Raw genomic sequence first — 18422 nt, 5'->3', positions numbered from 1 at the left:
TTGAGTCGCCTTCGGGGACCTTGACGATGGATTTATAACTAAACAGAATGTCCAAGGTGCGAGCCGAACCACATTATGTCGACGAGCGCTCCGGCGCCTCGTATCCGATCGACGAGCCGCGCTGGTGCGGCGACGACGGGGCGCCGCTCACCGTCTCCGCGCTGCCCGGCATCACCCCCGGGCAGGTGGACACCGGGGCCCGGTCGCTGTGGCGCTACCGAGCGGCCCTCCCGGTGCGCATCGACGCCCCGGTGTCCTTGGGTGAAGGATGCACGCCGCTGGTCGAGAAGGACTGGGGCGAGGGTCGGGTCCACTTCAAGCTGGAGTGGTTCAGCCCCACCGGCAGCTTCAAGGACCGCGGCACCAGCGTGATGATCTCCCTGCTCGCCCAGCGCGGCGTCCGCGAGGTCATCGAGGACAGCTCCGGCAACGGCGGCGCCTCCGTCGCCGCGTACTGCGCCGCCGCCGGTATCCGGGCCCGCATCCTCGTCCCGGAGTCGACGTCACCGGCCAAGGTCCTGCAGAGCCGGGCGTACGGCGCCGAGGTCCAACTGGTGCCCGGCGACCGGGACGCCACCGCCGCCGAGGCGCTGCGCCAGTCGGCCGCCACGTACTACGCGAGCCACAACTGGCACCCCTTCTTCCTCCAGGGGACCAAGACCCTCGCGTACGAGCTGTGGGAGGACCTCGGCTTCACCGCCCCCGACGCCGTGGTGACGGTCGCCGGTGCCGGGTCCACCGTGCTCGGCTGCGACCTCGGCTTCGGCGAGCTGCTGGCCGCGGGCCAGATCGCCCACCGGCCACGGCTGCTGGTCGCCCAGCCCGCCAACTGCGCCCCCATCCACGCCGCGTTCCACGGCAAGGCGGCGCCCGCCTTCTCCCCCACCGTCGCCGAGGGCACGGCCATCCGCGAACCGGTCCGGCTGCCGGAGGTGGTCAGCGCGGTCCGCCGCTCCGGCGGCGACATGGCCGCCATCCCCGAGGACGCCATCGTCGCCGCGGTCCGCGGGCTGGCCGCGATGGGGCTGTACGCCGAGCCGACCAGCGCGACCGCGGCCGCCGCGATCGACGTCTTCCGGGCCCGCGGCGCGATCCGCCCCGGGGAGACCACGGCCGTCCTGCTGACCGGCTCGGGGCTGAAGGCGGCGACGGCGATGGGCGCCCTGTTCACGCCGGAGGACACCCCGGAGGGCGGTAATCCACGATGAGCGAGCGGGAGCACCGGGAAGCCGCCGGGGAGGAGCCCCTCGGCAGCGCCGAGGACGAACTGCTGCTGCGCGAGGCCGAGAAGATCGTCACCGCCATCGGCCGGATGTTCCCCGGCCTGTGCGAGGTGGTGCTGCACGATCTGCGCCGCCCCGACCAGGCCATCCGGGCCATCGAGTCCAATCTCTCCGGCCGGTCGGTCGGCGATCCGGCCACCGAACTCGGCCTCGCCCGCATCGAGGACCCCGAGTTCCCCGGCATCGTCCAGAACTACTCCAACCGCTTCCCGGACGGCCGCCCGGCCAAGAGCACGTCCATCGGCATCAAGAACAGCGCGGGCAGGTACGTCGCCGCCATCTGCCTCAACCTGGACGTCTCCCTCTTCGCCAGCGTCGCGCGCAGCCTCAACAACCTCGTCCGCACCGACGATCAGGAACAGCCCCTCGTCGAGACCCTGAGGGCCCGTACCGTCACCGAGCTGCGCACCGTCGTCGAGGAGTTCGCCGCCGCCCGTGGCCACACCCCACGAGGGCTGGGCTCCGCCGCCAAGAAGGAGCTCGTCCGCTCCCTCCAGACCCGCGGCTTCCTCCAGGTCAAGCACTCGGTGCAGGTGGTCACCGAACTTCTCGGCGTCTCCCGCGCCACGGTCTACAACTATCTGCGCTCACCATGACCCTCCCCCGGCTCAGTCCGGTGCGGCCGTGCACTGCTCGAAGGGCGGACGGCCGTCACGCGATCCAGCGGTAGCGGTGCTCCGGGCGGCCCGTGCCGCCGTACCGCAGGGTGACCTCGGCCTGGCCCGTATCGGCGAAGTACTCCAGATAACGGCGCGCGCTCACCCGCGAAAAGGCGCCCGCCTCGGCGCATTCGGCGGCGGACAGCCCCTCGGTGTGGGCGCGCAGGGTCCGCTCGACGAGGTCGGCGGTGTGCGCGGCCAGCCCCTTGGGCAGCTCGCGGGAGGCGCGCGGGCGGCCGCCGAAGATCTGGTCCACGTCCTCCTGGCGTGCCTCGCCGAGGGTGTCGAGACGGGCCCGCAGGGCCGCCGCGTGCCGCAGCTGGTCCCGGAGCGCGGCCCGGTCGAACGGCTTGATCAGGTAGTGCAGCGCCCCCGCGCGCAGCGCCTCGCGCACCACGTGCGCGTCCTTCGCGGCGGTCACGAACAGGGCGTCCACATGATGCCCGCCGCCCTGCTCCTTGGCGCGCAGCTCGCGCAGCACGCTGATGCCGTCCATGTCCGGCAGATAGATGTCGAGGAGGACGAGATCGGGGCGGAGCCGCTCGGCGGCGCGCAGCGCCTCGGCCCCGGTGTGCGCGACCCCGGCGACCGTGAAGCCCTCCGTGGCCGCCACAAAGCGGCTGTGCAGCTTGGCGACCATGAAGTCGTCCTCGACGACCAGCACTGTCGTCACCGGCCGGCCCCTTTCCCACGAACACACTTGCGGCCACAACGACCACAAAGTCTTTTAATACCGGAAGCGAGACAGCCCGGTAACCCATAGGCAACATGTGGCCCACCTCACAGGCAAGTCCGAAAGGTGGTGTCACCAGGTGCGACAGCGTCCGAGTCTGCCGCCGCGTCCTGCTCTGCGTACCCCGCTCGCCGTGCTCTCGGCGGCCCTGCTCGTCCTCCTCGCACCGCCACTGCTCAGCTCCGGGGACGGCTCCGCGGGCGGCACCCACATTCCGGGCCTGCGCTTCATGGTGCCCAACACTCCCGGCGGCGGCTACGACATCACCGCCCGTACGGCCGCCAAGAGCGCCGAGGACGCCGGTCTCGGCAAGAACGTCGAGGTCTTCAACCTCCCCGGCGCCGGCGGCACGGTGGGGCTGAGCCAGCTCGTCGCCGAGCGCGGCAACGGCAAGCTGGCGATGTCAATGGGGCTGGGTGTCGTCGGCGCCGTCCACACCAACCACGCGCCGTCCTCGCTCGCCGACACCACGCCCATCGCCCGGCTCACGGAGGAGCCGGACATCGTGGTCGTCGCCAAGAACTCCAAATACCGGACTTTCGACCAGCTCCTCGCGGACTGGCGCGGGAAGCCCCACTCGCTCCCGGTGGGCGGCGGCTCCTCGCCCGGCGGGCCGGACCATCTGGCCCCCATGCTCATGGCCAAGGCCGCCGGGATCGCCCCGAAGACCGTCAACTACATCGCGTACGACGGCGGCGGCGAGCTGCTCGCCTCCGTCCTCGGCGGCAAGGTCGCCTTCGGCGTCTCGGGCATCGGCGAATACCTCGACCAGATCAAGTCGGGCGATCTGCGGGTGCTCGCGGTCACCAGCGCCGAACGGCCGAAGGGGCTGGACGCCCCGACGCTCAAGGAATCCGGGCTGGACGTCACGTTCACCAACTGGCGCGGCATCGTCGCCCCGCCCGGCCTGAGCGACAGCGAACGCGACAAGCTCACCCGCCTGATCGCCAAGCTGCACGCGTCCAAGCAGTGGAAGGAAGCCGTCAAGCGCAACCAGTGGACCGACGCCTACCTGACGGGCGAGGACTTCGGGCGCTTCCTGGACGCGCAGGACAAGCGCGTGGACACCGTGCTCAAGGAGCTGGGACTATGACCGACACCCCCACCGGCCCCGCGGCGGGACCGCCCACCGGTCTCGCGGAACGTCTGCGCGGCCGCTCCGAACTCGGCGTCTGCGCGCTGCTGCTGGTCCTCGGCGTCCTCGTCCTCTCCGACGCCCTCACCATGGACACGAGCTTCACGCAGCGCGGCCCGGTCGGCCCGAAGACCGTGCCGCTGGTCGTCGGCGCCGGGCTCCTCCTGGTCGCCGTCCTGCTCGCCGTGGACGTCCTGCGCGGCGGCCGCGGCGAGGCCGAGGGCGGCGAGGACATCGACCTGAGCGCGCCCGGCGACTGGCGCACCGTGCTGCTCCTGGCCGGGGTCTTCCTCGGCAACGCCGTCCTCATCCAGCCGCTCGGCTTCCCCATCTCCGGTGCGCTGCTCTTCTGGGGCTCCGCGTACGCGCTGGGCAGCCGCTCCTTCCACCGTGATCCGATCGTCGCGGCGGTCCTGTCCGTGGTCACGTTCGTCGTCTTCGACCGGCTGCTCGCGGTGCCGCTGCCCGGCGGCCCGCTGATGGGGGTGCTCTGACCGATGGATTCCCTGAACCATCTCCTCGACGGATTCGGCACCGCCCTCTCCCCCATCAACCTGCTGTGGGCGGCCGTCGGCGTGCTCCTCGGCACCGCGATCGGCGTGCTGCCCGGCATCGGCCCGGCGATGGCGGTCGCGCTGCTGCTGCCCGTCACGTACGGGCTGGACCCGACGGCCGCGTTCATCATGTTCGCGGGCATCTACTACGGCGGCATGTTCGGCGGCTCCACCACGTCCATCCTGCTCAACACCCCGGGTGAGACGGCGGCCGTGGTCGCCGCGATGGAAGGCCATCCGATGGCCAAGTCCGGGCGCGGGGCGCAGGCCCTCGCCGCGGCCGCCATCGGGCACTTCGCGGGCGGCATGATCGGCACGACCCTGCTGGTCTTCCTCGCCCCGACCGTCGCCGACCTCGCCGTCGACATCGGCGCCCCCGACTACTTCGCCATCATGGTCCTGGCGTTCGTCGCCGTCACGTCCGTCCTCGGCAGCTCCCGCGTCCGCGGCTTCGCCTCGCTCCTCATCGGCCTCACCCTCGGCCTGGTCGGCCTGGACCGGCTCACCGGACAGCAGCGGCTCACCTTCGGTTCGCTGCAGCTCGCCGACGGCATCGACGTCGTGATCGTCGCCGTCGGACTCTTCGCCATCGGCGAGGCGCTGTGGGTCGCGCTGCATCTGCGCACCCGCCCCGACCAGCCCATACCCGTCGGCCGCCCCTGGCTCGGCAAGGCCGAACTGCGCCGCACCTGGCGCCCGTGGCTGCGCGGCCCCGCGATCGGCTTCCCCTTCGGCGCGATCCCGGCGGGCGGCGCGGAGATCCCCACCTTCCTCTCCTACGTGACCGAGAAGCGGCTCTCCAAGCACCGCGACGAGTTCGGCAAGGGCGCCATCGAGGGCGTCGCGGGCCCCGAGTCCGCGGCCTCCGCGTCCGCCGCGGGCACGCTCGTCTCCATGCTCACGCTCGGCCTGCCCACCACCGCCGTCGCCGCGGTGATGCTCGCCGCGTTCCAGCAGTACGGCATCCAGCCCGGCCCGCTGCTCTTCGAACGCGAACCGGACCTCGTCTGGGGCCTGATCGCCTCGCTCTTCATCGCGATGGGCCTGCTGATCGTCCTCAACCTCCCCCTGGCCCCGGTCTGGGCGAAGCTGCTCCGCATCCCCCGGCCGTACCTCTACGCGGGCATCCTCTTCTTCGCCGCGGTCGGCGCGTACGCGGTCGGCGGCGAACCGCTGGACCTGGTCATCCTGCTCATCATCGGCCTGCTGGGCCTGCTGATGCGGCGCTACGGCCTCCCCGTCCTGCCCGCCGTCATCGGCGTCATCCTCGGCCCCGGAGCCGAACTCCAGCTGCGCCGCGCGTTGCAGCTCAGCGACGGCAGCCTCAGCGGCCTGGTCAACACACCCTTCGCGGTGACCGTGTACGTGGTGATCGCGCTGATCGTGGCCTGGCCGTTGGTCCGGAAGCTGCTGCCGCGCCCGGGGACGCGGTCCTGAGGTGCCGACGCCATGTCGTAGGGGACAACCCGCCGAAACGCTCCGCGGCTGCCAGGTCGAACTGCGCCGCTGGCGCGTGAGCGATCTCAAACCCTTGAGCCGGGCGATCGCGGAGTCGCGCGATCACCTCATTCCGTGGATGCCCTGGGCCGCCGATCAGGACCGGGAGCGGACGGCCGCGTTCCTGGAGCGGAGCGGGAGGGAGTGGGACCAGGGCGAGGCGTACGGCTACGCCATCACCACGGCGGGCACGGTGGTCGGCAGCTGCGGCTTGATGCGCCGGATCGGCCCCGGCGGGCTCGACATCGGCTACTGGTTCCATCCGGCGTGGACGGGCCGGGGCCTGGCCACGATGGCCGTGGCGACGCTGGTCCGTCAGGGATTCGCGCTGCCGGGGATCGACCGGATCGAGATCCACCACGACGAGGCCAACCGGGCCAGCGGTGCCATCCCGCGCCGGCTGGGCTTCACCGAGGTCGCACGCCATCAGGTCCCCGGCGGGCCAACCGCTCCCGGCGAGGTGGGAATCGACGTGATCTGGCGTGCGCACAGGCCGGTCACGGCTGGCCGATGACCACTCCGCGCCATGTCCACCCCGCATCGAGGACCGCGTTCCGCAGGGGCTCCTTGAGGTCCGCGCTGTCGAAGCGGAACGTCTCCGTCATCTCCGGCCTGCCCTCGGCACCGCGCCCGATCGTCCACCGCACGGATTTCGTCTTCACCGGCCCCCGGCCGTACTTCTTCGCCACCGGCATGCCCCCGACCCGGTCGACCTCCCACTGCCGGTCGAGGGCACGGACCTCGTGGTCCTCCGGGACGAGGCGCATCCGGATCTCGATGGCGCGGCTCAGCCGGGACCTGGCGAAGAAGGTCCGCCAGGCAGGTTCCGTGATCCGCCACTCCGCGACCAGGTCGACGCCCTCCGGCGTGCCGTCGCGTATGACGTACGGGATGTCCGGCCTGTTGAGGCCGAGCACCGCGGCCCGGAGCTCCTCGGCGGGGCGCGGCACGAGACCGCTGACGGGTCGTTTCGTGCCGGTCAGTCTGTCGAAGAGGCCCATCGGCGCAGCCTATGACACGGCCCCTCGCATACCCATCGCTTCTGACGGCCAGAAGAACCAGCTCTTGGACGTATGACCACGCACCCCGGCACCCTGGACACATGGAGACAACGGGGAACATCAGGGACGCGATCGCGGCCGAACGGCAGGAGCTGGCCGACCTGTTGGACGGGCTGAGCCCCGCGCAGTGGGACGCGCCCTCGCTGTGTGCGGGGTGGCGGGTGCGGGAGGTGGCGGCGCACATGTCGCAGGGGTTCCGCTACCCGCTCCTCCGGACGCTGCTCGAACTCCTCAAGGCGCGCGGCAGCCTGCACCGGATGACCGACCGCCTCGCCCGCGCGGACGCGGCCACCGCCTCCACCGACCAACTCGCCGCGCACCTTCGCGACAACGCCCACCACCCCTGGACGCCGCCGGTCGGCGGCCTCACGGCGGCGCTGGGCCACGACGTGATCCACGGCCTGGACATCACGGTCGCGCTGGGCCTGGACCGCCGGGTCCCCGAGGACCGCGTACGCACCCTGCTGGGAGCCGTCAACGCCCGGAGCCTGAAGTTCTTCGGCGCCGACCTCACCGGCGTCGAACTCCGCGCCACCGACCTCGACTGGGCGTACGGCACCGGCACACCCCTGACCGGCACCGCCCAGCACCTCCTCCTGCTCACCTACGGCCGCAAGCTCCCCCCGGACCACCTCCACGGCGAACCCGGCGCGCGCTTCACGTCGTGACGGAGCCGCTGGGTAAGATCGGCCGCCATACGGGGGACAGGAGCACATGATGAAGCGGCTGATACGCGCGCGCCGCAAGACCGTTCTCGCGGGCGCGATCGCGGTATTGCTGGCGGCGGGGCTCGGTACCTGGGCGACGGACACCTGGCCGTTCGACCGCAAGGACCGCTACTGCTGGGGCGCTTGGAAAGAGGACAGCGGACCCGGCTTCCTGGGCGACGACGCGTTCTTCGACGGCGGCGGCAGCCGTACGTCCGAGGAGACCGCGCCGACCCCACAGCGGCCGCGCGGTGAGTGCACCGTCGCGATCCGCTCCGGGTACACGAGCAGCGACGGCGACGAGAACGTCCGGGATACGACGGTCACGGTCGCCTACGGCCCGGCGCCCAAGGCAGCCGAACACCGCTTGGAGTGGATCGACGGGTACCTCGGCGACCGCGCCATGCCGCTGCCCGACGGGCTGCCCGGGACCACCGATGGCGACAAGGCGCTGCTCGTACTGCCCAAGCGGTGCGACACCCGCGACGGCCGGCCGACCACGGTCACCCTCGACTCCACCTCACGGCTGACCTGGCAGGACGGCGCCATGCCGACCGATGGGGGGCTCGGCGACTCCCGCTCGGTGGCCGAGCTGCTCGTCTCCGTCGCCAATAAGGGAATGGAGGAGGCGGGTTGCGCCCCCTCGAAGCCGCTCCGGGTCACCTCGCCGGCGCTCACGCTGCCCGAGAAAGAGGAGAACTACTTCTCTCGTGCGTGCCGGATCAAGGGCCTGGACTTCGACCGTAAGACGGCGCGGGAACTTGAGTACCAGGTCGGCGCGGTCACCCGGGACCTCCAGTCCTGCTCCGTGCGGACGAAGCCCACCGGGGACCGGTATTTCGACGCCCTGATGGTCGCCCAGCCGCGGCTCTCCGCCCTCTTCGACGGCACCACGGGCAGTAAGGCTCCCGCACCCGGCTGGCACGGCACGGGGGTGTTCGCCGACGGCTACAAGGTCGTACGGGCCGACTGTGCGGGGCGTCCCCTCACCTTTCTGATGCTCGCCCCGTCCTTGCCGCGCGGAACCACGCCGTACTTCACCGCCTTCACCAACGCCGTGACGCAACGCATCGGTTGCGCGCCCGTCGCACCCGGGGGGTCCCGCTGATGGCCGACGCAGAGAGCACCGAGAACACCGAGAACACCGAGGACAGCCAGTACGCCGACGAACCGCCCCGTCCCTGGTGGCACTGGCGGAGCCTGACCCGCGGCCGGCTACGGCTCGCCGTGGCCACGGGGGCGGCCGGAGCCGTCGCCGGGGCGCTGCTCGGCGGCGCGGGAGTGGCCTGGCAGGCGGAGGCGGGCCCGTTCGCGGACGGCCGGGCCTGCTGGGGTGCGTTCAGCCGGGACGACGTGGCGGAGCTGTTCAAGGGCAAGACGGACATCGAGACGTCCGAGGTACCCCTCAGCACCGACCACATCGGCAGCGAGGGCCCGTCGGGCGAATGCCGTCTGACGTCGCCGCGCGGTCGGCGGATCACCGTCCAGGCGCACCGGCTGGACACCCGGTTCGGCGGCGCGGGTGACCAGTGGGCCGATGAGTACCTGTCCCCGCGGCTCACTCCGCTGGGCGGCGGAATGCTGGGCATGGCCTCGGACACCCGGGCCTGGCTCGCGGTGCCCGACGGCTGCGCCGGCCGATCGGAGAGGGACGACGGCCCGCTCGTGATCGACATGGAGTCCGGCTGGACCGTCTACGACAACGAGGTCGACACCGCGGCCCGGGATCAGCTCGCCCGCGCCGTGGTCAGGCTGGTCAACGGCTACATGGCCGGCGAAGGGTGCGCCGGCACCCTCGCCGACCCGGTGGACCGGTTGCCGAAGCCGGCGCGATTCCTTGACGAGAAGGCAGGCGCCGTGTGCGGCATCAAGGGACTGCGGGTGCCCAAGGCGCGCGAGGACGATGTCTACTTCCGCCGCCCCCTGGTGACCCCGGGCGAGGGGCCGGTGCGCACCTGCGACCGCGATGTGCTCTTCGACCACCCCTCGCTGCGGCTGATGACGGTCGAGGACCCGCGGCTCTCCGCGCTCTACCAGCAGCTGGCCTTCGACGGCGGCAAGGAGATCAAGTCCGGCGACGACAGCGACGGGCGCGGCTTCATCCGTGACGATCTCGGGCTGTTCCAGGCCGAGTGCCAGACCGGCGAGGTCACCTTCCTGGTCCGGGCGGACGACGCGGAGCACCCCGGTGACATCCGTACGCTGCTCCCCCGCTACGTCGCCGCGGAAGCCGACCGCATCGGCTGCGGTCCGCTCCGCATCACCCTGCCCGAGGACGCCTGACCTCCCAGGGCTCCGGGGCCGGACCTGCCGCAATACAGGGCCGGTCGCTTAGGCTCGACCGCGGGCCTTGATCGCGGCAGGGCGTGGGCGGAGATACGGGACGGAGGCGGCACGCATGGCCGTACCGCAGGGACGCAGGAGCAGCAATTTCACGCGGCTGCTCCGGCACGGCTTCACCGATCCCTCCGCCGCTCAGCGGCTGCTGGACTCGCCCGAGGTGGCGGGGGTGCGGGCGGACTCCGTGCTGCTGGACGCGCTCGGGGGGACCGCCGATCCGGATCTGGCGCTGCTCGGGCTGGTGCGGCTGGTGGAGGCGCTGCCCGAGGAGGCCGGAGGCGGGGACGAGGCGGGGTCGCGGCAGGCACTGCTGGACACGCTGGTCACCGCCAAGCCGCTGCGGGACCGGCTGCTGGGGGTGCTCGGGGCGTCCGAGGCGCTGGGCGATCATCTGGCGCGGCATCCGCAGGCCTGGCACTCGCTGGTGACGTACGAACCGGCGGATCTGCATCCGACGACGCCCGAGTTCGAGCAGGCGCTGGCCGAGGGGATCTGGGGCGAGCCGGGGGCGGGGGTGCCGCGGCCGGACGCGCTGCGCGTCGCGTACCGCCGGGCGCTGCTGGCGATCGCGGCGCGCGATGTGTGCGGGACCACCGATGTGACGCAGGCGGCCGCCGAGCTGGCGGATCTGGCGACGGCGACGCTGCGGGCGGCGCTGGAGATCGCGGCCGAGGAGCAGCCCGAGGACGCCGCGGCGTGCCGGCTGGCGGTGATCGGCATGGGGAAGTGCGGCGGGCGCGAGCTGAACTACGTCTCGGACGTCGACGTGATCTTCGTGGCGGAGACCGTGGACGGGGTGGAGGAGGGCAAGGCCGTGCAGGCGGCCGGCCGGCTGGCCGCGCGGCTGATGCGGATCTGCTCAGACGTCACCATCGAGGGCACGATCTGGCCGGTGGACGCCAACCTCCGGCCGGAGGGGCGCAACGGGCCGCTGGTGCGGACGCTCTCCAGCCATCTGGCCTACTACCAGCGGTGGGCCAAGACCTGGGAGTTCCAGGCGCTGCTGAAGGCCCGGCCGGTGGCGGGCGACGGCGCGCTCGGGCAGGCGTACGTGGACGCGCTGGCGCCGCTGGTCTGGCAGGCCGCCGAGCGCGAGAACTTCGTACCCGACGTACAGCAGATGCGCCGCCGGGTCGTCGAGAACATCCCGGTCGCGGAGGTCGACCGGGAGCTGAAGCTGGGTCCGGGCGGTCTGCGGGACGTCGAATTCGCCGTGCAGATGCTGCAGTTGGTGCACGGGCGGTCCGATGAGTCGCTGCGCAGCGGCACCACTCTGGTCGCGCTCGCCGCGCTGGCCGCGGGCGGCTACGTGGGGCGCTCGGACGCGGCCGCGCTGGACGAGGCGTACCGCTTCCTGCGCTCGATGGAGCACCGCATCCAGCTGTACCGGCTGCGCCGCACCCATCTGGTGCCGGAGGACGAGGCGGATCTGCGGCGGCTGGGCCGGTCGCTGAGCTTCCGTACGGAGCCGGTGGCCGAGCTGGGGACGGCGTGGCGGCGCTACGCGCGCGAGGTGCGGCGGCTGCACGAGAAGCTGTTCTACCGGCCGCTGCTGGACGCGGTCGCCCAGCTGGAGCCGGGCGAGGCCCGGCTCAGCTCCCGGGCGGCGGGGCAGCGGCTGGAGGCGCTGGGCTACGCCGATCCGTCCGGCGCACTACGTCATTTGGAGGCTTTGGCGTCCGGTGTGACCCGAAAAGCGGCCATTCAGCGTACGCTGCTGCCCGTGCTGCTGGGCTGGTTCGCCGATTCCGCAGACCCGGACGCCGGGCTGCTGGGCTTCCGCAAGGTCTCCGACGCTCTGGGCAAGACGCCCTGGTATCTGCGGCTGCTGCGGGACGAGGGCGCGGCCGCGGAGAACCTCGCGCGGGTGCTCTCGGCCGGGCGCCTCGCCCCCGATCTGCTGCTGCGCGCCCCGGAGGCGGTCGCCCTGCTCGGCGATCCGGGGGGGCTGCGTCCGCGCGGCCGGGACCACCTGGAGCAGGAGGTGCTGGCCGCGGTGGGCCGCGCGAACGGGGCCGAGCAGGCGGTGGCGGCGGCGCGCGGGGTGCGGCGGCGCGAACTGTTCCGTACGACGTCGGCGGATGTGATCGAGAGCGCGCGGCTGGCCAACGGGTCGGTACGGCCCACCGTGAGCTGGCCGCCGCCGGGCGAGGAGACCGGCACGGCCGCCACGGCCACTGCCACGTCCACCGCCGCCGCCATCAGGACGGCCACGCCCGCCGCCGTACCGTCGAAGGCGCCCGAGGTGCCCCGCGCGCTGCGCGACTCGGAGCCCCACGTTCCGGCCCGGCCCGGCCCCCATACGGCACCGGCCGAGGAGCCGACGGACGCGGCGACGCTGGCCGACATGGTCGGCGACGCCGTCTCCGACCTCAACGCGGCCACCATCGCGGGCGCGCTGCGCGCCGCCGTCCGCGACACCTGGGGCGACGAGCTGCCCACCCGCTTCGCCGTGATCGGCATGGGCCGGTTCGGCGGCCATGAGCTGAGCTACGGCTCGGACGCGGACGTGCTGTTCGTCCACGAACCGCGCGAGGGCGCCGACGAACAGGAGGCCTCCCGGGCCGCGTTCGCCGTGGCCAACGAGGTGCGGCGGCTGCTGCAACTGCCCACCGCCGATCCGCCGCTGCTCATCGACGCCGATCTGCGCCCCGAGGGCAAGTCCGGCCCGCTGGTGCGCACCCTCGCCTCGTACGCCGCGTACTACCGGCGCTGGTCGCTGGTCTGGGAGAGCCAGGCGCTGCTGCGCGCCGAGCCGGTCGCGGGCGACCCGGACCTCGGGGCGCGGTTCATCGAGCTGATCGACCCGCTGCGGTATCCGGCCGAGGGGCTCGGCGAGGACGCCATCCGCGAGATCCGCCGCCTCAAGGCCCGGATGGAGTCCGAGCGCCTGCCCCGCGGCGCCGACCCGACCACCCACGCCAAGCTGGGCCGCGGCGGGCTCAGCGATGTGGAGTGGACGGTCCAGCTGCTCCAGATGCGCCACGGCTGGGCGGAGCCGGGCCTGCGCACCACCCGCACCCGCCGGGCCCTGGCCGCGGCGCACGCGGCCGGACTGATCGGCACCGAGGACGCCCAGACGCTGGACGAGGCCTGGGTGCTGGCCACCCGGGTCCGTAACGGCGTGATGCTGGTCCGCGGCCGCCCGGGCGACACGTTCCCCAGCGACTCGCGCGAACTGGCCGCGGTGGGCCGCTATCTGGGCTACGGCCCGGGGCACGTCGGCGAGATGCTGGACGACTACCGCCGCACGACGCGCCGGGCGCGGGCGGTGGTGGAGCGGCTGTTCTACGACTACGAGGACTGACCAGAGTCCCGGACGGTGCGTGGCCGCGCACGACGGTGCGTGGCCGCGCACCGTCCGGGGCTTGTCAGGCCTGGGCGGCCGGGGGCTTGACCGCGATGACGGGGACGGGGCTCTGCAGCAGCAGCCGCTGGCTGACGCTGCCCAGGAAGGCCTTGCCCACCGGGGAGCGGCGGCGGATGCCGATGACGAGCCGGTCGATGCCGGGGCGGGCCTCGATTTCGTCCAGGACGGCGTCGACGGGGTCCCGGTCGCCGGGTCCGCTGCGCTCGACGAGCGTGATCGTGAGGTCGTCGGGCAGACCGGAGTGGTCCAGCGCCGACAGCCGCAGGTTGACGACGACCAGATCGGTGCCCAGCAGCCGGGCCTCGGCGATTCCCGCGACCAGGGCGTGGTCTCCCTCGCGGCCCTCGGCGACGGCAGTCATGACGGTCATGGTGGGTAAACCCTTCTCTCTCTCACAGGGGGCGGGCACAAGGGGGCAGACACAAAGGGACAGACACAAGGGGCAGGCGCAAGAAGGCAGATCAGGAGTAACGCTCGCGGAAGTCGTCCTCCAGCTCCTCCAGCGAGCGGTCCTTGGTCTCGGGGACGCAGGTCGCGATGAACACGATGGCCAGCACACCGAAGGCGGCGAAGCCGAGGAAGGTGTTCGAGATGCCCATGGCCTTCACGACGGGCGGGAAGCCGAGGGCGACCAGGGCGTTCGCCATCCACAGCACGAAGATGCTGATGCCGATGGCCATGCTGCGGATCTTCAGCGGGAACATCTCGGAGAGGATGAGCCAGACCAGCGGACCGATGGTGGCCTGCATGGAGAAGACGAAGAGCACGACGAACACGAGGATGAACCAGGCCTTCGCGCTGCCGTCGGGCATCAGCATCGCGGAGAGGCCGACGAGCAGGTGGAACGTCGTGGTCAGGGTGAACCCGCCGAGCAGCATGGTGCGCCGCTTGAGCTTGTTGATGACCGACAGGCCCACGGTGATACCGATGACACTGAAGGCGCCGTTCAGGGTGTTCGCGATGATGGCCGAGTTGCCCGAGAACCCGGCGTCACCGAGGAGTTGGGTGCCGTAGTACATGACGGAGTTGATGCCGGTGAACTGCTGACAGATGCCCAGACCGGCCCCGATCAGGATGAGCAGGCGGACCCACCGCACCCCGAGGTCCACCGCACCGGCGGTCTTGGCGGCCCGCTCCTCCTCGGCGAGCCGGTGGACCTCGGCCATCTCCGCCTGGGCGCGCTCGGCGGTGCGGACCTGGGACAGGACGGCGAGCGCCTCGTCGTCACGCCCCTGGGCGACCAGCCAGCGCGGGCTCTCCGGCAGCCGCAGCATGCCGACGAACAGCCCGATCGCCGGGAGGAGGGCGACCAGGAGCATGAGCCGCCAGATGCCGTCGGTCTCGCCCCAGATGTTGAAGATGAGCGCGTTGATGACGAACGCGGCGAACTGGCCGCTCACGATCATCACCTCGTTGCGGGTGACGATGCTGCCGCGGCGTTCGACCGGGGCGATCTCGGCCAGGTAGACCGGCACCGTCGCCGACGCACCGCCCACGGCGAGCCCGAGGATGAACCGGAAGAGGGCGAGGACCTGCCAGGTCGGCGACAGGACGCAGCCCACGGTGCCGAGCATGAACACCAGCGCCAGCATGATGACGTTGTGGCGGCGGCCGTACCGGTCGGACAGGGCACCGCCGATCATGGCGCCGAAGGCGGCACCGAAGATCAGGATGCTGACGACCACTCCCTCGGTGAACGCGGTCAGACCGAGATCGGAGGTGAGCGGTTCAAGAGCACCGTTGATCACGCCGGTGTCGTAGCCGAACAGCAGACCACCGAAGGTCACGATGACGGAGACCAGGCCCAGACGCCGGGAGTGGGGACCCGGTGCGTCCGGAGGCAGTCCGTGGGAGGCGGGGCTTGGGCTGGTCCTGGTCATGCCTGTGGCTCCTCTTCGAGCGTTCGTGAGGGGACGTGAGACGGGACGTAGGGGGGGGCCGGACCCGCCGGACTACCGTGCCGCCGCGGCCGGTTCGGCGGTGAGCGCGGCGCGCAGCAGGTCGACCGACCGGCGGACGCCGTCGGTGGGGGTGCGGGCAAGGTCTTCGTGCTCGATGCTCAGGACGGTGTCGAGCCCCAGGCCGGCGGCGAGGTCCAGCGGTTCGGCCGTGGTCGGCGCCACTGCGCCGTCGGGCTCGGGGTGGCGGCGGTGACGGCGGGCGGAGGATTGTCCCGGTGCCGATGCCGAGTGGGTGCGGGCATGGTTCAGCCGCGACGACAACGCCCACTCGTCGTGTGTGACGAACTGCTGGGCGCTTGTTCGTATTACTAATACGTACTAGTTCCCCGGTACTATGAGCCTCGTCCTTATGTCATGTCAATACCTGAGCACAGGAGGCGCACATGCGGGACCCAGGTGTCACCGATCGGCCGGACGAGCCCGGAACTCCTCCGATTCGCCCGAAGCGCCCCACCATGTCCGACGTCGCGGCACGGGTCGGGGTCTCACAGGCCCTCGTCTCCCTGGTCTTCCGCAACCAGCCCGGCGCGAGCTCCCTGACCCGCCAGCGCGTGTTCCAGGCGGCCGAGGAGCTGGGCTACCGCCCCGACACCGCCGCCCAGCTCCTGCGCCGCACCCGCAGCCGCCAGCTGGGCGTGCTGTTCACCATGCGCCACCCGCACGACGTCGGCGTCGTCGAGGCCCTCTACCCCGCCGCCCAGAAGCACGGCTACCACCTCGCGCTCAGCGCCATGGCCGCCGCCCGTGACGAGCGCCAGGCCGTGGAGCAGCTGCTCGGACTGCGCAGCGAGGCCATCATCATCATCGGCGCCGAGTCCAGCCCGCAGCACCTGGCCACGGTCGCGGGCCATACGCCCCTCATCGAAATCAGCCCGTGCACACGGGCCGCCGGAGTGGACGTCGTACGGACCGCCGACACCAAGGGCATCCGCCAGGCCGTCGACCACCTCGCCGGACTCGGCCACCGCGCCATCACCCACATCGACGGCGGCTCGATGCCCGCCGCCGACGAGCGGCGGCGCGGCTATCGCAGCGCCATGCGCCGTCACGGACTCGACGGGCACATTCAGATCCTCCCCGGCGACTACACCGAGGAGTCCGGGGCCCGGGCGGCCCGGGAACTCCTCCGCCGGGGCGAACTTCCCACCGCGGTCGTCGCGGGCAACGACCGCTGCGCCCACGGCGTGCTGAACACGTTCCTGCGGGCGGGTCTCACCGTGCCGACGGACGTGTCCATCGTCGGCTACGACGACAGCCGGCTCGCCCAGCTGTCCTTCATCGACCTGACGTCCGTACGCCAGGACGCCGCCGAGATGGCCGAACGCGCGGTCCGGGCGGCCGTCGAACGCCTCGACGAGGGGCGCACCGCGGACCGCGACATCGTCCTCGAACCGACCCTCGTCGTCCGCGGAAGCACCGGCCCGCCCCGCGACCGGTGACCCCGCCGCGGGCCGGAGCGGTGCCGGAACGGTGGACTACAGCACCGGCAGGCTCTTGCGCAGCTCGAAGGGGGTGACCTCCGAGCGGTACTCCTCCCACTCCTGCTTCTTGTTGCGGAGAAAGAAGTCGAAGACGTGCTCGCCGAGCGTCTCGGCGACCAGTTCGCTGCGCTCCATGAGGGTGATGGCCTCGCCCAGGTTCTGCGGCAGCGGCTCGATGCCGAGCGAGCGGCGCTCGGCGTCGGACAGCGCCCAGACGTCGTCGTCGGCGCCCGCCGGGAGTTCGTAGCCGCCCTCGATGCCCTTGAGTCCGGCGGCCAGCAGGACGGCGTACGAGAGGTAGGGGTTGGCGCCGGAGTCCAGGGAGCGGACCTCGACCCGGGTGGAGCCGGTCTTGCCGGGCTTGTAGAGGGGGACCCGGACCAGGGCGGAGCGGTTGTTGTGGCCCCAGCAGATGTACGAGGGGGCCTCGCCGCCCGCGCCCGCGGTGCGCTGGGAGCCGCCCCAGATGCGCTTGTACGAGTTGACCCACTGGTTGGTCACGGCGGAGATCTCCCCGGCGTGACGGAGCAGCCCGGCGATGAAGGAGCGGCCGACCTTGGAGAGCTGGAACTCGGCGCCCGACTCGTAGAACGCGTTGCGGTCGCCCTCGAAGAGGGAGAGGTGGGTGTGCATGCCCGAGCCGGGGTGTTCGGAGAACGGCTTCGGCATGAAGGTGGCCTGGACTCCCTGCTCCAGCGCGACCTGCTTCATGACCAGGCGGAAGGTCATGATGTTGTCGGCGGTGGAGAGCGCGTCGGCGTAGCGCAGGTCGATCTCCTGCTGGCCGGGGGCGCCCTCGTGGTGGGAGAACTCGACCGAGATGCCCATCGATTCGAGCATGGTGATCGCCTGGCGGCGGAAGTCCATGCCGATGTTCTGCGGGGTGTGGTCGAAGTAGCCCGAGGAGTCGGCGGGCACCGGGCGGGTGCCGTCCATGGGCTTCTGCTTGAGCAGGAAGAACTCGATCTCGGGGTGGGTGTAGAAGGTGAAGCCGAGGTCGGAGGTCTTGGCGAGGATGCGCTTGAGCACAAAGCGCGGATCGGCGAAGGAGGGGGAGCCGTCCGGCATCAGGATGTCGCAGAACATCCGGGCGGTTCCGGGGGCCTCGGCGCGCCAGGGCAGGATCTGGAAGGTGCCGGGGTCCGGCTTGGCGATCATGTCGGACTCGTAGACCCGGGCGAAGCCCTCGATCGCGGAGCCATCGAAGCCGATGCCTTCGTCGAAGGCGCCCTCCAGCTCGGCGGGTGCGACGGCCACGGACTTGAGGAAGCCGAGGACGTCGGTGAACCACAGCCGCACGAACCGGATGTCGCGCTCTTCGAGGGTACGGAGCACGAACTCCTGCTGCTTATCCATGGTCCCCTATCCTTGCAGGTCAAACGGCTCTTTCAGCGGGCGCTGGGCACCTCGACGGCCCCAGTATCACGCGGCGGGGTTTCGGTGAGGTTTCGGGCCCGCACCCCGCGCTCCGACACGATGTGTGCATCGTACTTTCATGCGGGCCGCTCCCGGACCCGCGCGTTCGGCAACGCAAGGCCGCCCCTGGTTCCAGAATGCCCCTTTTATACCCCTTAGGGGTAAGCTATCGTATTATCTTGATCATCAGAGGATGAGACCGGAGCCCCGGGGAGACGGCGGTGC

General features: G+C 71.6%; 17 protein-coding genes. 11 read left to right on the top strand and 6 right to left on the bottom strand.

Annotated elements, in window-relative coordinates; translation table 11 throughout:
* Positions 1-56: 56 nt before the first annotated feature.
* Together ABZ370_RS12885 and ABZ370_RS12880 are read left to right on the top strand one after the other, a co-directional pair.
* Entirely contained in the window at positions 57-1208 is a 1152-nt protein-coding gene (locus ABZ370_RS12885; protein ID WP_358619611.1) for a pyridoxal-phosphate dependent enzyme, read from the top strand.
* Complete coding sequence (locus ABZ370_RS12880; RefSeq protein ID WP_358619610.1) at positions 1205-1879, top strand: PAS domain-containing protein; 675 nt, start codon at positions 1205-1207, stop codon at positions 1877-1879. The genes ABZ370_RS12885 and ABZ370_RS12880 overlap by 4 nt, the downstream gene beginning before the upstream one ends.
* A 55-nt stretch (positions 1880-1934) precedes the next feature.
* On the opposite strand, the gene ABZ370_RS12875 is transcribed toward ABZ370_RS12880, so the two are convergent.
* Positions 1935-2615, bottom strand: a complete 681-nt coding sequence (locus ABZ370_RS12875; RefSeq protein ID WP_358619608.1) for a response regulator — start codon at positions 2613-2615, stop codon at positions 1935-1937.
* Between the two features lie 175 nt (positions 2616-2790).
* Here ABZ370_RS12875 and ABZ370_RS12870 point away from each other — a divergent pair, with 175 nt between their 5' ends.
* From ABZ370_RS12870 to ABZ370_RS12855, 4 genes are read left to right on the top strand one after another with little or no spacing between them, the layout of a single operon-like run.
* The gene (locus tag ABZ370_RS12870; RefSeq protein ID WP_358619867.1) at positions 2791-3768 is read left to right on the top strand and encodes a tripartite tricarboxylate transporter substrate-binding protein; all 978 of its coding nucleotides are present in this window, start codon (positions 2791-2793) and stop codon (positions 3766-3768) included.
* Positions 3765-4304: a tripartite tricarboxylate transporter TctB family protein gene (locus ABZ370_RS12865; RefSeq protein WP_358619606.1), complete on the top strand. Its 540-nt coding sequence runs from the start codon at positions 3765-3767 to the stop codon at positions 4302-4304. The genes ABZ370_RS12870 and ABZ370_RS12865 overlap by 4 nt, the downstream gene beginning before the upstream one ends.
* Positions 4305-4307: 3 nt before the next feature.
* The gene (locus ABZ370_RS12860) at positions 4308-5801 is read left to right on the top strand and encodes a tripartite tricarboxylate transporter permease (RefSeq protein WP_358619604.1); all 1494 of its coding nucleotides are present in this window, start codon (positions 4308-4310) and stop codon (positions 5799-5801) included.
* Position 5802: 1 nt separating this feature from the next.
* Positions 5803-6375 (top strand): GNAT family N-acetyltransferase, encoded by a 573-nt coding sequence (locus tag ABZ370_RS12855; RefSeq protein WP_358619602.1) that lies wholly within the window; start codon positions 5803-5805, stop codon positions 6373-6375.
* Here the strand turns inward: ABZ370_RS12855 and ABZ370_RS12850 are convergent.
* The gene (locus tag ABZ370_RS12850; RefSeq protein ID WP_358619601.1) at positions 6359-6862 is read right to left on the bottom strand and encodes a hypothetical protein; all 504 of its coding nucleotides are present in this window, start codon (positions 6860-6862) and stop codon (positions 6359-6361) included. The genes ABZ370_RS12855 and ABZ370_RS12850 overlap by 17 nt on opposite strands.
* 101 nt (positions 6863-6963) lie before the next feature.
* On the opposite strand from ABZ370_RS12850, the gene ABZ370_RS12845 reads away from it, so the two are divergent.
* The 4 genes from ABZ370_RS12845 to ABZ370_RS12830 all read left to right on the top strand — a co-directional run bounded on the left by ABZ370_RS12845 (position 6964) and on the right by ABZ370_RS12830 (position 13276).
* Positions 6964-7590 (top strand): maleylpyruvate isomerase family mycothiol-dependent enzyme, encoded by a 627-nt coding sequence (locus ABZ370_RS12845; RefSeq protein ID WP_358619599.1) that lies wholly within the window; start codon positions 6964-6966, stop codon positions 7588-7590.
* A gap of 49 nt (positions 7591-7639) precedes the next feature.
* On the top strand, positions 7640-8737 hold the full coding sequence (locus tag ABZ370_RS12840) for a hypothetical protein (RefSeq protein ID WP_358619598.1): 1098 nt from the start codon (positions 7640-7642) through the stop codon (positions 8735-8737).
* The gene (locus ABZ370_RS12835) at positions 8737-9912 is read left to right on the top strand and encodes a hypothetical protein (protein ID WP_358619596.1); all 1176 of its coding nucleotides are present in this window, start codon (positions 8737-8739) and stop codon (positions 9910-9912) included. The genes ABZ370_RS12840 and ABZ370_RS12835 overlap by 1 nt, the downstream gene beginning before the upstream one ends.
* A gap of 115 nt (positions 9913-10027) precedes the next feature.
* Complete coding sequence (locus tag ABZ370_RS12830; RefSeq protein ID WP_358619594.1) at positions 10028-13276, top strand: bifunctional [glutamine synthetase] adenylyltransferase/[glutamine synthetase]-adenylyl-L-tyrosine phosphorylase; 3249 nt, start codon at positions 10028-10030, stop codon at positions 13274-13276.
* A 64-nt stretch (positions 13277-13340) separates the two neighbouring features.
* On the opposite strand, the gene ABZ370_RS12825 is transcribed toward ABZ370_RS12830, so the two are convergent.
* The 3 genes from ABZ370_RS12825 to ABZ370_RS12815 form a co-directional block, all read right to left on the bottom strand.
* Positions 13341-13709: a universal stress protein gene (locus tag ABZ370_RS12825; RefSeq protein ID WP_358619592.1), complete on the bottom strand. Its 369-nt coding sequence runs from the start codon at positions 13707-13709 to the stop codon at positions 13341-13343.
* 91 nt (positions 13710-13800) lie between these two features.
* Complete coding sequence (locus tag ABZ370_RS12820; protein WP_358619590.1) at positions 13801-15219, bottom strand: sugar porter family MFS transporter; 1419 nt, start codon at positions 15217-15219, stop codon at positions 13801-13803.
* Positions 15220-15291: 72 nt separating this feature from the next.
* Positions 15292-15462, bottom strand: a complete 171-nt coding sequence (locus ABZ370_RS12815) for a hypothetical protein (RefSeq protein ID WP_358619589.1) — start codon at positions 15460-15462, stop codon at positions 15292-15294.
* Between the two features lie 293 nt (positions 15463-15755).
* Here ABZ370_RS12815 and ABZ370_RS12810 point away from each other — a divergent pair, with 293 nt between their 5' ends.
* Positions 15756-16739, top strand: coding sequence for a LacI family DNA-binding transcriptional regulator (locus tag ABZ370_RS12810; protein ID WP_358619587.1), 984 nt, complete (start codon positions 15756-15758; stop codon positions 16737-16739).
* A gap of 36 nt (positions 16740-16775) precedes the next feature.
* On the opposite strand, the gene glnA is transcribed toward ABZ370_RS12810, so the two are convergent.
* Positions 16776-18137 (bottom strand): type I glutamate--ammonia ligase, encoded by a 1362-nt coding sequence (glnA, locus tag ABZ370_RS12805; protein ID WP_358619585.1) that lies wholly within the window; start codon positions 18135-18137, stop codon positions 16776-16778.
* Positions 18138-18422 lie beyond the last annotated feature (285 nt).

The organism is Streptomyces sp. NPDC005962 (genome assembly GCF_040629205.1).
Classification (GTDB): Bacteria; Actinomycetota; Actinomycetes; order Streptomycetales; family Streptomycetaceae; genus Streptomyces.
The sequence above is the reverse complement of the archived record's forward strand: the minus strand, read 5'-3'. Positions and strand labels throughout refer to the sequence as shown.

Coding starts and splice junctions, on each gene's coding strand:
- ABZ370_RS12880 (WP_358619610.1), top strand. CDS start 1,205: ATGAGCGAGCGGGAGCACCGGGAAGCCGCCGGGGAGGAGCCCCTCGGC.
- ABZ370_RS12865 (WP_358619606.1), top strand. CDS start 3,765: ATGACCGACACCCCCACCGGCCCCGCGGCGGGACCGCCCACCGGTCTC.
- ABZ370_RS12860 (WP_358619604.1), top strand. CDS start 4,308: ATGGATTCCCTGAACCATCTCCTCGACGGATTCGGCACCGCCCTCTCC.
- ABZ370_RS12850 (WP_358619601.1), bottom strand. CDS start 6,862: ATGGGCCTCTTCGACAGACTGACCGGCACGAAACGACCCGTCAGCGGT.
- ABZ370_RS12845 (WP_358619599.1), top strand. CDS start 6,964: ATGGAGACAACGGGGAACATCAGGGACGCGATCGCGGCCGAACGGCAG.
- ABZ370_RS12840 (WP_358619598.1), top strand. CDS start 7,640: ATGAAGCGGCTGATACGCGCGCGCCGCAAGACCGTTCTCGCGGGCGCG.
- ABZ370_RS12835 (WP_358619596.1), top strand. CDS start 8,737: ATGGCCGACGCAGAGAGCACCGAGAACACCGAGAACACCGAGGACAGC.
- ABZ370_RS12830 (WP_358619594.1), top strand. CDS start 10,028: ATGGCCGTACCGCAGGGACGCAGGAGCAGCAATTTCACGCGGCTGCTC.
- ABZ370_RS12825 (WP_358619592.1), bottom strand. CDS start 13,709: ATGACCGTCATGACTGCCGTCGCCGAGGGCCGCGAGGGAGACCACGCC.
- ABZ370_RS12820 (WP_358619590.1), bottom strand. CDS start 15,219: ATGACCAGGACCAGCCCAAGCCCCGCCTCCCACGGACTGCCTCCGGAC.
- ABZ370_RS12810 (WP_358619587.1), top strand. CDS start 15,756: ATGTCCGACGTCGCGGCACGGGTCGGGGTCTCACAGGCCCTCGTCTCC.
- glnA (WP_358619585.1), bottom strand. CDS start 18,137: ATGGATAAGCAGCAGGAGTTCGTGCTCCGTACCCTCGAAGAGCGCGAC.